Below are 12,054 nucleotides of genomic sequence, written 5' to 3' on the forward strand. Positions count from 1 at the left end.
TCCGCTAGAGATGACTCGCCAGAAACTCCCGGCAGCGCGGGGATTCCGGCGACTCGAAGACCTTCGACGGCGGGCCCTGCTCCTCGATGCGGCCCTCGTGGAGGAAGACCACCTGGGTGGAGACATCCCGTGCAAAACGCATCTCGTGGGTAACGATGAGCATGGTCCGCCCCTCCTCCGCCAGATCGCGGATCACGGCGAGCACCTCCGTAACCAGTTCGGGGTCCAGCGCCGAGGTGGGCTCGTCGAAGAGGATCACCCGGGGGTGCATGGCCAGGGTCCGGGCGATGGCGGCACGTTGCTGCTGGCCACCGGAGAGGAACGCCGGATAGCCGTCGCGCTTGTCGGCCAGGCCGACCTTTTCCAGCAGCGACTCGGCGTCCGCGATCGCGCGGTCCCGGGAGTACCCCAGGACCTGGCGAGGGGCCTCGATGACGTTCTCCAGGATCGTCATGTGGGGCCAGAGGTTGAAGTTCTGGAACACGAAGCCCACGCCGGCGCGCAGCCGGGTGATCTGCTGCTGGTCGGCGGCGACGAGGGTGCCGTCCCGTGCCCGTCGCAACGCGAGGGACTCGCCGTCGAAGATGATCTCGCCCTCGTTGGGCGGCTCGAGCAGGTTGATGCAACGCAGCAGCGTGCTCTTGCCGGAGCCGCTGGAGCCGATCAGCGTGATGACGTCGCCGGAGCCGGCGCGCAGATCGATACCGCGCAGCACCTCGAGCCCGCCGAAGCGTTTGTGGATGTTGCGCACCTCCAGCGCCGCGCTGGTCTCGTTCATATTCGCGTCATGCCCCCCGGTTTGCGGTGAAAGAGTACCAATGCCTCCGCGGTCTGACCATGGGGAATCAGCGCGGCGGGAACAGATCCACCAGCAGCGGGTCGTGGTCGCTGCTTCGCCATGGGCCCCGCCCCGCGGCCACCGGCGGCTCATCGGCGTTGATGTGCCACAGGCGCACGCCGCGTACCGACTCTGCCAACCCCGGGGTCGCCAGGGCATGATCCAGCAGGCCGGCACGACCACGATAGACATAGCTATAGCGTTGCCCCGGCGGGATGTGGCGCACCGCGAGCGCCTGCAGCCGGCGTCCGCCGGCGAGGACGCGTAGCGGCGGCTCGCCCGGATAGGTATTGAAATCACCGAGGACGAGAGCGCGGTCGCCCCCCGCCAGGCCGTGCAGCCAGACGCTCAGCGCCCTCGCCTGGCGTGTGCGTCGCCGCGCCCAGCAGCCCGCCCCCCGATCCACGTCCCCTTCGGCCGGACAGCCGCCGCGGGACTTGAAATGCACGCTGACCACCCACGCCCGCCGGCCTCGAGCGTCGCGCAGGCGCGCCGCCACGGGGGCACGGTTGTGGGTACGGTCCTGGTCGAGGACCACGCGCTCGACGGAGAACCGCGAGGGCCGGTAAAGCAGCGCGTTGCGCAGTACCGCGCCGCCCCGGTCGCGCCCGGCAGCCGCGGACCGGTAATGGCGTGCCCCGGGCAGGCTGCGGTTGAGCGCCGCGACCAGCCGACGGACCGCCGCCGGGCGGTTCTCGATCTCCTGCAGGGCGAGCACATCGGCGTCGAGCGCGGTCAGCGCGGCGACCAGCCGTCGTTGCTGGGCTCGGAAGGACGCCGCCGTCGGCGCCCCCCGGCCGCCCCGGGTAATGAAATAGTTTTCCAGGTTCAGGCTCGCGACGCGCCATGCCCCCCGCCGCCCCGGTGCGCGGGCACGCGGGTTACCGGCGGCGAAGCGCGGCGGCTCCACCGGATGAATGCGCCAGGCGCCGAACGCCCGATCGAGTATCCCCGTGACCGCATACACCCGGTCGCCGGCGCGCCGGGTGCCGTTGCCGTCCAGATACGGGACGGGACGCGGATCCCGGGTATAGCGCCCGTCATCGAGCAGCACCCCGGCGGGCTGGCCCCGTTTGCCGCCCGACGAATGGAGACGCCTCCCCACGGCCAGGCGGAGGCTGCCGTAACGCCCGAGATCATGGTTGCCCGTGACCACGAGCGGGCTGTCCAGGCGCACCAGGGTATCTTCCAGCATGGTCAGCCGCCCGGCGGTCGCGGGTAGCTCGAGCGCGACCGGCGCAAGCGTCGCACGCCCGCAGCGCTCGATGCGCTGGACCCATTCCAGCTGGAAACGCCCGTGGTAACGCCCGCTCCGCGCACTCACACGCACCCGCGTCCCCGCCGGCGGCAGCTCTGCTGCGGTCCGGTCCGGGGCATAGACGAAAACGCCTGCCGGCTCGGACCCCGTGGCCTGTACGTACAGACCGCCAAGGGCGTTGTCACCGCCGAAGTTCGCCGCCACGACCCCGTGGACGGCGACAGCGTCGCCCTCCGGCGGCGGTTTCTCCCTCAGGGCGGCCGGCGAGACGGCGGCGTCACCGCAGTCGGCACCTGCCACCGCCGGGAGCAGCAGCGCGAGGACGGCGGCGAACGCGGCCGCCCTCATCCCTCGTCCCCGTCCGTGCCGGCATCCCGCGGCAGGCTGCCGGCCGGCGCCTGATTCCGCCGGGTCATGGCTTCGTCCTCGGTATGCCGCCCCCGGGCCGGGCGGCGGGCCTGCTGGGCCCGAGGGGACATGAATGCCAGCACCACGTCACCGCGTTCCGGAGCGAGCGCCCGGCCGGCCTCGCGCAGACGCAGGCCGCCATCGGCGCGTACCGCGATCATCGGCATGGTGTCGTCGCCGAGACCCGCGAAATACTCGCCCGCGCGGTAGTTGCGGGTGATCCGGGTACGCTGCAGGCGCCAGCCCTGGTAGTAACGCTGCTGAAGGACCTCGTAGCGGGCCTCGCGCCCGTAGAGCGGGCGCCCCGTGAGCGGACGCTGGATCTGGCGCGGGTGGTCCTCGGCGTCCGTGGGCAACTGGAAAACGTGCTCACGCCCGAGATCGCGGGTGTAGCGGCTGCATACCAGAGCGTTATAGGCGTCATTGTCCGTTGCCGCGACGAGATAGCCGATATCCGCCAGGTCGAGACTCTGCTCCGCCGTCTCGGAGAGGACCTCGCCGTAGAAATACGGGATGGACGCCAGGCGCACCGCCCGCAGGCGGTGCCAGGACTGGTCGCAGATGATCACGTAGACACCGAGCTCGCGCAGCCGGATCGCCAGCGCGACGCTCCACGGCGAGGCCCCGACGATCATCAACCCGTGGCGGTCCCGGGAGGCGAGCCCCAGACGCAGGGCCACCGTGCGGATGGAAAAACCATGGAGGACTACGGTCACCAGCACCAACAGGAAAACCAGTGGTGTCAGCGCCCGCGCCTCCGGATAGCCCGCAGCGGCCATCTCCGGGGCGAACACGCCGGCTACCGCGGCGGCGACGATCCCGCGGGGAGCGATCCACGCCACCAGGGCGCGTTCACCACGGGTCATCGGGGTGCCCTGGGTTGCAAGCCAGATCGCCACCGGGCGCACCACGAAGACGACCGCGAGAAGCAGCGCCACCGCCCGCCCGTCGATCATCGCGAGCATGGCGGTATCCACGTCCGCGGACAGCAGGATGAATACCGTGGAAACCAGCAGGACAGCGAGGTACTCCTTGAAACGGCGGACCTCCTGGATGTCCGCGAGCCCGGAGTTGCCCAGGACCATGCCCATGACCGTGGCGGCGAGCAGCCCGGCCTCCGCCTGCACCGCGTTGGCGCCGGCGTATACCACGAGCACGCTCACCAGCAGCACCGGCGGTTTCAGGAACTCCGCCACCTGCCCGCGCAGGAACAGCGCCACCATGCCGCGGGCGGCCAGATAGCCACCGCCGGCCCCGACCAGCGCACCGCCAATGAGGCGCCAGACGATCTCCAGCGTGGCGCTCGGGGCCTGGACAGTGACGAAGAACTGGAAGACCAGCACCGCAAGCATCGCGCCCAGCGGGTCGTTGATGATGCCCTCCCACTTCAGATAGGAGGCCGGGCGGCGGCGCAGCGCAGCGTGGCGCAGCAGCGGCATGATCACCGTTGGCCCGGTGACCACGATGATCGCGCCGAATACCAGCGCGACCGGCCACGGCAGCCCGCCGATGTAGTGGGCGGCCAGACTGCCGAGCAGCCAGTTCAGGGGCAGTGCCGGGAACAGCAGCCGGCGGACGCCGCTGCGTGCCTCACGGAACTCGTGCCAGCGCAGGCTAAGTCCGCCCTCGAAGAGAATTACCGCGACGCACAGCCGGATCACCGGGTGCACGAGCTCCCCGAGATCGCGGCTGGGCACCAGCCAGCCGGTCACCGGCCCGGCGACCACGCCGAAGATACAGAGCACCACGATGGCCGGCCACTGGAGCCGCCACGCGAGCCACTGGGCCCCCACGCCCAGTACGGCGATGACCACGAGCACGTCGGTGAGATGGGATTCGGGCATACGCGTCCCCGCACCGGCTGGCAAAATGGCCGCGGAGCATAGCAGAGGGTCCACACCGCGGCGACCCTCGATGACACCGTCCCGGAGGCGCCCATGGCCCGCACCGAGATCTACTGCTCGACGGACATCGAGACCGACGGCCCTGCCCCGGGGCTGCACAGCATGCTCTCCTTCGGTACCGCCGCCTACACCGCGGACGGGGCGCTCCTGGCGACCTACTCGGCGAACCTCGTGCGGCTAGCGGACGCCGTCGAGCACCCGGACACCATAGCCTGGTGGCGGACGCAGCCGGAGGCCTGGGCCGCATGCCGGGCCGAACCGCGACCGCCGGAGACGGTGATGCCCGGCTACGCCGCGTGGCTGAAGGCGCTTCCCGGGCGGCCCGTTTTCGTGGGCTACCCGGCGAGCTTCGATTTCGCCTTCGTCAATCACTACCTGCACCGCTTCCACGGCAGCAACCCATTCGGTTTCGCCGCGCTCGACATCAAGAGCTACGCGATGGCGGTGCTCGGCGAGAGCTTCACGCGTACCACCCGCGCGCGCATGCCGGCGCACTGGTTCGCGGACCTGCCCCACACCCACGTGGCGCTGGACGACGCCATCGAGCAGGGGACGCTGTTCTGCAGCCTGCTCGCCGCCGGTGAGCCCGCATCGCCCCGCTAGTGACGATCGCCCCGCTCCCGTGGCGCCCGGCGTGCCGCCGCGGGACCGCCTCACCGGGCATCGCTGCCGGACTGCAGCAGGGCCGCAAGCTCGTCCGGGGAGCGGTAGCCGGTGACCAGCCGCCCGGTATCGGTCACGAACGTCGGCGTCCCCCGGACGTCAAAGGCCCGCGCCAGGCGCAGGTCGGCGTCCACGGGGTTGTCGCACTGGCGCTCCGGGACGTGCCTGCCCTGCTTGGCGCGGGTCAGTGCCCGGTGCCGGTCGTCGGCGCACCAGACGCTCACCGCCTTGTCGTAGGACGCACTGTTGCGGCCCGCCCGGGGCATGAACACGTAGCGCACACGGATCCCGCGGGCGAGGTAGTCGCGGATATGGCGATGGAAACGCCGGCAGTAGGGACAATCGATGTCGGTGAATACCGTGACCTCGTGACGCACCTCTCCCCGGGGCTCGTAGACGATCATGCGCGATTCGCCCAGGTCGTTGAGCCGCTGCAGACGCAGCTCCCGGCGAATGTCCTCGGTGAGCGAATGCCCGCTATCCACGTCCACGAGCTCCCCGTCCAGAAGGTAGTCGCCGTCGGCGGTCACGTAGACGACGCGCCCGCCGAGCACGGCGGCGTAGAGACCGTCGACCGGTGTCTCCTCGACCCGGGTGACGGTGGCGTCCGGCGCCAGCGCCCGGACGGCGTCGCGCACCTGCTGCTCCGGCGTTTCCGCCGTGGCCGTGGACACGGCCAGCAGGCCGCAGAGGATCAGTGCGATGGAACGGGGCATGGTGCCATCCGGGTCGATGAGGTCCGGGCCGAGTCTACCACCGCCGCCGGTCAGGCCCGGGGATGATGCACGGCGTGAAGGTCCTGGAGGCGCTGGCGCGCCACGTGGGTGTAGATCTGCGTGGTCGACAGGTCGGAGTGACCGAGCAGCATCTGCACCACGCGCAGGTCGGCGCCGTGGTTGACCAGGTGGGTCGCGAATGAGTGGCGCAGGGTGTGCGGCGACAGCGGCCCGTGGATCCCGGCCTCGACGGCGTAGTGGCGCACCCGGTACCAGAACGCCTGGCGCGTCATCGCCGCACCGCGGGCGGTCACGAAGGCGTGCCGGGAGCCCCGTTCGCCGAGCAGTGCCGTCCGCGCCCCGCGCAGGTAACGCGCGAGCCAGTCCCGGGCCGCGTCCCCGAGGGGCACCAGACGCTCGCGGCCGCCCTTGCCTGTCACCCGGACCACCCCTTCGGTAAGCCCGAGTGCCGCGACCGGCAGCCCGACCAGCTCGCTCACCCGCAGCCCCGTGGCATAGAGCACCTCGAGCATCGTGCGGTCCCGCTCGCCGATGGCGGTTTCGGTGTCCGGCGCCGCGATCAGCGCCTCCACCTCACCCTCGGTAAGCACCGCCGGCAGCGCCCGTCCTCGTTTCGGCGGGGAGACATCGGCGGTGGGATCGTCGCCGCGCAGCCCCTCGCACACGGCGTGGCGATAGAAGCGCCGCAGGCTCGAGAGCAGCCTCGCGACACTGCGCGGTCGCGCCCCGCCGCGCATGCGCTCGCCGAGCAGGCCGAGCACGTCCGGCGCCTCCGCGGTGATCAGGCCGCGACCGTTTGCGTTCAGCCAGCGGGAGAACGCCGCCAGATCGCTGCGGTAGGCCGCCAGCGTGGCATCGCTGAGGCCGCGCTCCATCCAGATGGCGTCGAGGAACGCCTCGATCCGTGTGGCGTCCCCGCCGCCTTCGCCCGCCGTGTCCGACGCCGGTGCCGGTGCCGTCACGACGCGCTATCGTTCCCCGGCGGCTTGAACGGCACCCCCCCGAAGACGCTGCGGAGTCCGTCCAGGGGGAGCGGGATCACCGTGCTCTGGCTCTGCGCCGAGATGTCCGAGAGCGTCTGGAGGTAGCGCAGCTGCAGGGCTTCCGGCTGGGTGGCGATGCGCGCCGCGGCGGCGACCAGCTGCTCGGCGGCCTGGTTCTCGCCCTCGGCGTTGATGATCTTCGCTCGCCGGTTGCGCTCCGCCTCGGCCTGCCGGGCGATGGCACGGATCATGGATTCGTCGATGTCCACGTGCTTGATCTCGACATTGGCAACCTTGATGCCCCAGGCGTCCGTCTGCTCGTCGAGGATCTCCTGGATGTCCGCGTTGAGCTTCTCGCGTTCGGCGAGCATCTCGTCGAGCTCGTGCTGGCCGAGTACCGAGCGCAGCGTGGTCTGGGCGAGCTGGCTGGTCGCGGCGAAGAAGTCCTCGACGTAGATCACCGCACGCTCCGGGTCGACCACCCGGAAGTAGAGTACGGCGTTGACCTTCACGGAGACGTTGTCCCGGGAAATGACGTCCTGGCTGGGTACGTCCATGGTGATCAGGCGCAGATCCACCTTCACCGCCTGCTGGATGACCGGGAAGACGAGCCGCAGGCCGGGGCCCTTGACCTTCCAGAAACGGCCGAGCATGAACACGACGCCGCGCTCATACTCCCTGAACACGCGGAACGCGGAGATCACCACCGCGAGCACGATGGCGATAGCAATCAGCACGGGGATACCCATCGAGGCCTCCTTGACGGCATGGGCGTCGCTAGTGGTTCCGGCGGTCGTCTCCCTCCCGAGCGATCCGGATGCCGGACCGCACTGCTCACCGCACAGATAGCGCTGCTACACTGCGCGACTCGCATGCGGCCCTGAGGCACACGGTACGCTCGCCGCGGGACGCCGCCTCTGGGAAGATTAGTTCCTTCGCCGGCCCAAGCATAGCCACTGCACCCGATGACGGATACCACCTTTCTGCTCTACGTCCGCCCCGGTTTCGAGGGCGATCTCGCCGCGGAGCTCACCGATATGAGCGCCCGGATCGAGGCACCGGGCTACTGCGAGGCGCGGCCGGACACCGGCTTCGTGCTGTTTCACGCCGTGGACGCCGACGCGGCAGAGCGACTGTGGACCGCCCTGGACTGGCGCCGGCTGATCTTCGCGCGGCAGTGGCTGCGCCTTCATGCCACCATAACCGGCCTGCCCGGGAACGACCGTGCCGGTCCCATCGCCGAGGCGGCTGAGGATCTCCAGGCCGTCGGCGAGCTCTGGCTGGAATACCCGGACACCAATACGGGCAAGGGACTCTCGCGCCTGTGCCGCAGCCTGCGCGGGCCGCTTCAGCGTGCGCTGCGGGCACAGGGGGTACGTACGGGCGTCGAGGGTGCGCCGCGGCTGCATGTCTTCCTCACCGAGGACCCGGCCCTGAGCGCCCGCGTCGCGCTCTCCCGGCCCGGGGACAGTGCGCCCTGGCCCCTGGGTATCCCCCGTCTGAGAATGCCCCGGGACGCGCCGTCGCGCTCCACCCTCAAGCTCGATGAGGCGATCCAGTCCCTGATGCGCGACGAGGAGCGGGCCCGCTGGCTGCGCCCCGGCGCACGCGCCGTCGATCTGGGCGCGGCCCCCGGGGGCTGGAGCTGGCAGCTCGCGCGGCGCGGCCTGCACGTGACCGCCGTTGACAACGGGCCGATGGCGCCGTCGCTGCTCGCCGACGGCATGGTCGAGCACGTCCGCGCCGACGGTTTCCGCTACCGCCCGGCCCGCCCCGTGGACTGGGTGGTCTGCGACATCGTCGACCAGCCCCACCGCATCGCCGCGCTGATGGCGGCGTGGCTGGACCGGGGCGACGCGCAGGCGGCGATATTCAACCTCAAGCTACCGATGAAACGCCGTTACCAGGCGGTTGCCGACGCCCTGGCGACACTACGGGGCCAGGCCGGTGCGGACCGGGACATCGCCGTAAAGCATCTCTATCACGACCGCGAGGAGGTCACCGTGCGCGTGCTCCCGGCACGCTCAACCTGATGCCTCGCCGTCCTCGACCAGCGCGAGCACCGACCACTCCGGTCGGGGCTCGGGGTCGTCACCGCCGGTGAACACGTGGAGCGTGCCCGCCGGGTCCAGGGCGCACAGCGGTATGATTTCCCCGCCGTGGTGCGCTTGATACGCCGGCCAGTCGAACTGCGCCGTGAGCCCGGTCACGTGCACACTAGCCCCCTGGCCGATCAGGCTGGCCAGGCGCCCGTAAGTGGCGTCCGCGCCGAACAGCGTGTTGTCGTGACGGTGCCGCTGGCGCAGCGGCCCCGGCAGGCGCGCGTCTCGCTCCCCCGGCGGCAGGCGGAATACCCGGTGGTGCCCCAGTTCCTTGGCAAAGTGCAGGCTCGCCAGGGTGTTGAGATCGCTGCGCGGGGACAGACCGAACAGGAAGCCGATCCCGGTCATGCTCAGATGCCGTTCCGCGTGCTCCGAGGTGGGGTTGCCATAGTAGACGTCGAGCCCCTGCATGCGCGCGTCCTGGACGTTGTCCCAGTTGGCGTCCGCCAGGCGCACGGGCACATCCGCCGCGGCAAGCCCTGCGGCCACCGTCCGGGCGACCCGGTTCGCGCCGACGATGAGCACGCCCCGCGGCGCGGGCTCGCGGAGGTCCAGCCAGCCGGCGAGCGGCCGGGCCGTCGTGCTCTGGAGCACGACGGTGAACACGATCACCAGGAAGGTGAGCGGCACCAGCAGCTCAGCCCCCGCCACACTGGCGGCCTGCAGCCGCAGGGCGAACACCGCCGAGACCGCCGCGGCGACGATCCCGCGCGGCGCGATCCACGCGAGCAGCGCCCGCTCCCGCCAGTCCAGCGGCGTGCCGGCCGTGCTCACGAGCACGTTCAGCGGCCGCCCGATGAGCTGCATTACCAGCAGGACGCCCGCCGCGCCCCAGCCAAGGGCCGCCAGTGCCGACGGGTCCAGGCGGGCGGCAAGGAGGATGAACAGGCCCGAGATCAGGAGCACGCTCAGCGACTCCTTGAAGTTGAGGATATCGTCCAGCGGGACGCGGGGCATGTTCGCGAGCCAGATCCCCATCACCGTCACCGATAGCAGACCCGCCTCGTGGTGGATGCGGTTGCTGACGAAGTACACCGCGAACACCGCAACCAGCACGCCGACATTGTGGAGATAATCCGGCAGCCAGTACTCGCGAAGCGCGATCCCCAGGGCATGGCCGGCGAGCGCACCCGCAACGGTGCCGACCACGAGGACCGCCGCGAAGGTGAGCACCGTGGCCCCGAGGCTGCGCTCGCCGGCGCTCGCGAGGATGAACTCGAAGGCGAGTACCGCTATCAGCGCACCGATGGGATCGATCACGATCCCCTCCCAGCGCAGCACGTTGCCCACCCGCTCCCTGGGGCGGACGCTGCGCAGCAGGGGCACGATCACCGTCGGCCCGGTCACGACGGTGATGGCCCCGAAGAGCACCGCCATGGACCACGGCAGGGCCGTCAGCCACCACGCCGCGAGTGCCGTGCTCGCCCAGGTGATCGCCACCCCGACCGTGAGCAGCCGGTTGACCGGCCCTCCGAGGCCGCGGATCTCGTGCCGGCGCAGGGTCAGGCCGCCCTCGAAGAGGATCACGGCCACCGCCAGGGAGATGATCGGGAAGAGCAGCTCACCGAACAGCGCATCGGGATCGATCCAGCCCAGCGCTCCCGGGCCGGCCAGCAGTCCGGCCGCGAGCAGGAAGAGGATCGCCGGCAGCTGCATGCGCCACGCCAGCCACTGGGCCAGGACCCCAAGCACCCCGATTCCCACCAGGGCCGCCGTGATGGTCTCGCTCATGCCGCATCTCCCCCGTGTCCGGCAACCGTTCGTGGCGCCGTTCCCCCGGATTAATGGTGGCCGGTCACCATGAGGGCGCAGGATGTATCCCCTCCTGCCCGGCCCCGGTAGGCGACAGTCCCATGTCCTTGGAGCTGTCGTGGGCGTGTCCCCCGATGCAGTGTACCGGAGCGCCGGCCATGGAGGTGACCCCGGGACGGTGCCGCCGCGCTCTCACCGCGGACACCGCGTCCCTGAGCGGGCGCTCCCCCGCCCTGTCCTGGCCGTGCGGCGATCTAGTAAGCTGAACACCTGACCATCAGACAGTGCAGGGACGATGAGCTACGAACGCGACAACATCCGCCGGATGGCGGGCTACACGCCGGGGGAACAGCCGCAGAACCCCGACGCGGTGAAGCTCAACACCAACGAGAACCCTTACCCGCCGAGCCCGGCGGTGATGCGCGCACTCGCGGAAACGCCGGCGGACGCACTGCGGCGTTACCCCTCGCCCACGAGCGCGGCGTTCCGCCGTGCTGCCGCACGACAGCACGGCGTGGAGCCGGAGCAGATCGTCGCGACCAATGGCGGTGACGAGCTGCTTCGGCTGGCGATCACGACGTTCGTCAATCCGGGCAGCCCGGTGGGTGTCGCCGAGCCGAGCTACTCCCTGTATCCCGTGCTTGCGGGGATTCACGGCTCGCCGGTGGTGCGCGTGGCCCTCGGCGAGGACTGGCGCCCGACGCCGGACTTCGCCGAGCGTATGAACCGCGAGCGCGTGCCACTGACCTTCCTGGTCAACCCGCATGCCCCGTCCGGCACGCTGCTGGACCCGGACGCCATCGCCACGCTGGCACGCAGCCTCGCCGGCGTGCTGGTGATCGATGAGGCCTACGTCGACTTCGTCGATCCCTCGCACGGGCACGACGTGATCGCGCTGATCCGCAGGCACGATAACCTCCTGATCCTGCGCACCCTGAGCAAGGGCTACTCGCTGGCCGGAATCCGGTTCGGCTACGGGATCGGCGCGCCCGGGCTGATCGAGCCCATCGCCGCCAAGACCCGGGACAGCTACAGTGTGGACGCCGTGGCGGAGCGCCTCGCGGTCGCGGCCCTGGAGGACCAGGCATATGCCACCTCCACCTGGGAGGCGGTCCGCGGCGAACGCGCGCGCCTCGCCTCACGGCTGGAGGGGCTGGGACTGAGCTGCGCGGCGAGCGAGTCGAACTTCCTCCTGGCACGGGTGCCCGAGGGGTTCGCCGGCGGTGCCTCGGCCGTGTACCGCTATCTGCGCGACCAGGGGATCTTCGTGCGCTACTTCGACCAGCCACGGCTGCGCGAGAGCCTGCGTATCACCGTCGGCACGCCGGAGCAGAATGACACCCTGCTGCGCGCCCTCGCCCGTATGAATCGCTGAGCGCCCCGGGGCCGGACTGGACACCGGTCCGGAG

General features: G+C 70.7%; 10 protein-coding genes. 3 read left to right on the top strand and 7 right to left on the bottom strand.

Going from position 1 to position 12,054, the window contains the following annotated elements:
* Positions 1-4: 4 nt before the first annotated feature.
* The 3 genes from ACEZHJ_RS14640 to ACEZHJ_RS14650 form a co-directional block, all read right to left on the bottom strand.
* A complete protein-coding gene (locus tag ACEZHJ_RS14640; RefSeq protein WP_018716895.1) occupies positions 5-778 on the bottom strand; it encodes an ABC transporter ATP-binding protein in 774 nt (257 codons plus the stop codon).
* A gap of 67 nt (positions 779-845) precedes the next feature.
* Positions 846-2,444, bottom strand: coding sequence for an ExeM/NucH family extracellular endonuclease (locus ACEZHJ_RS14645; RefSeq protein WP_375036650.1), 1,599 nt, complete (start codon positions 2,442-2,444; stop codon positions 846-848).
* Positions 2,441-4,348 carry a sodium:proton antiporter gene (locus tag ACEZHJ_RS14650; RefSeq protein ID WP_163142050.1) on the bottom strand — a complete coding sequence of 636 codons (1,908 nt, stop codon included), beginning with the start codon at positions 4,346-4,348 and terminating at the stop codon, positions 2,441-2,443. The genes ACEZHJ_RS14645 and ACEZHJ_RS14650 overlap by 4 nt, the downstream gene beginning before the upstream one ends.
* A gap of 93 nt (positions 4,349-4,441) precedes the next feature.
* Here ACEZHJ_RS14650 and ACEZHJ_RS14655 point away from each other — a divergent pair, with 93 nt between their 5' ends.
* Positions 4,442-5,011 carry a 3'-5' exoribonuclease domain-containing protein gene (locus ACEZHJ_RS14655; protein WP_259200318.1) on the top strand — a complete coding sequence of 190 codons (570 nt, stop codon included), beginning with the start codon at positions 4,442-4,444 and terminating at the stop codon, positions 5,009-5,011.
* Positions 5,012-5,061: 50 nt separating this feature from the next.
* Here the strand turns inward: ACEZHJ_RS14655 and ACEZHJ_RS14660 are convergent, their stop codons facing one another.
* From ACEZHJ_RS14660 to ACEZHJ_RS14670, 3 genes are read right to left on the bottom strand one after another with little or no spacing between them, the layout of a single operon-like run.
* Entirely contained in the window at positions 5,062-5,787 is a 726-nt protein-coding gene (locus ACEZHJ_RS14660; RefSeq protein WP_163142044.1) for a DsbC family protein, read from the bottom strand.
* 50 nt (positions 5,788-5,837) lie between these two features.
* Complete coding sequence (gene xerD, locus ACEZHJ_RS14665; RefSeq protein ID WP_375036651.1) at positions 5,838-6,770, bottom strand: site-specific tyrosine recombinase XerD; 933 nt, start codon at positions 6,768-6,770, stop codon at positions 5,838-5,840.
* Positions 6,767-7,540, bottom strand: a complete 774-nt coding sequence (locus ACEZHJ_RS14670) for a slipin family protein (protein WP_018716901.1) — start codon at positions 7,538-7,540, stop codon at positions 6,767-6,769. Before ACEZHJ_RS14670 ends, xerD begins: the two co-directional genes overlap by 4 nt.
* 216 nt (positions 7,541-7,756) lie before the next feature.
* Here ACEZHJ_RS14670 and rlmM point away from each other — a divergent pair, with 216 nt between their 5' ends.
* Entirely contained in the window at positions 7,757-8,824 is a 1,068-nt protein-coding gene (gene rlmM, locus ACEZHJ_RS14675) for a 23S rRNA (cytidine(2498)-2'-O)-methyltransferase RlmM (RefSeq protein ID WP_259200310.1), read from the top strand.
* Here rlmM and ACEZHJ_RS14680 read toward each other — a convergent pair.
* Complete coding sequence (locus ACEZHJ_RS14680; protein WP_163142640.1) at positions 8,816-10,624, bottom strand: sodium:proton antiporter; 1,809 nt, start codon at positions 10,622-10,624, stop codon at positions 8,816-8,818. The genes rlmM and ACEZHJ_RS14680 overlap by 9 nt on opposite strands.
* Positions 10,625-10,940: 316 nt before the next feature.
* On the opposite strand from ACEZHJ_RS14680, the gene hisC reads away from it, so the two are divergent.
* Complete coding sequence (gene hisC / locus ACEZHJ_RS14685) at positions 10,941-12,020, top strand: histidinol-phosphate transaminase (protein WP_375036652.1); 1,080 nt, start codon at positions 10,941-10,943, stop codon at positions 12,018-12,020.
* Positions 12,021-12,054 lie beyond the last annotated feature (34 nt).

This window comes from Arhodomonas sp. KWT2 (genome assembly GCF_041949875.1).
In the GTDB taxonomy this organism is placed as follows: Bacteria; Pseudomonadota; Gammaproteobacteria; order Nitrococcales; family Nitrococcaceae; genus Arhodomonas; species Arhodomonas aquaeolei.

What these genes read in the sequence shown, in the direction of transcription:
- hisC (WP_375036652.1), top strand. Translation starts at nt 10,941, where the DNA reads ATGAGCTACGAACGCGACAACATCCGCCGGATGGCGGGCTACACGCCG.
- ACEZHJ_RS14650 (WP_163142050.1), bottom strand. Translation starts at nt 4,348, where the DNA reads ATGCCCGAATCCCATCTCACCGACGTGCTCGTGGTCATCGCCGTACTG.
- rlmM (WP_259200310.1), top strand. Translation starts at nt 7,757, where the DNA reads ATGACGGATACCACCTTTCTGCTCTACGTCCGCCCCGGTTTCGAGGGC.
- ACEZHJ_RS14645 (WP_375036650.1), bottom strand. Translation starts at nt 2,444, where the DNA reads ATGAGGGCGGCCGCGTTCGCCGCCGTCCTCGCGCTGCTGCTCCCGGCG.
- ACEZHJ_RS14670 (WP_018716901.1), bottom strand. Translation starts at nt 7,540, where the DNA reads ATGGGTATCCCCGTGCTGATTGCTATCGCCATCGTGCTCGCGGTGGTG.
- ACEZHJ_RS14660 (WP_163142044.1), bottom strand. Translation starts at nt 5,787, where the DNA reads ATGCCCCGTTCCATCGCACTGATCCTCTGCGGCCTGCTGGCCGTGTCC.
- ACEZHJ_RS14655 (WP_259200318.1), top strand. Translation starts at nt 4,442, where the DNA reads ATGGCCCGCACCGAGATCTACTGCTCGACGGACATCGAGACCGACGGC.
- ACEZHJ_RS14680 (WP_163142640.1), bottom strand. Translation starts at nt 10,624, where the DNA reads ATGAGCGAGACCATCACGGCGGCCCTGGTGGGAATCGGGGTGCTTGGG.
- ACEZHJ_RS14640 (WP_018716895.1), bottom strand. Translation starts at nt 778, where the DNA reads ATGAACGAGACCAGCGCGGCGCTGGAGGTGCGCAACATCCACAAACGC.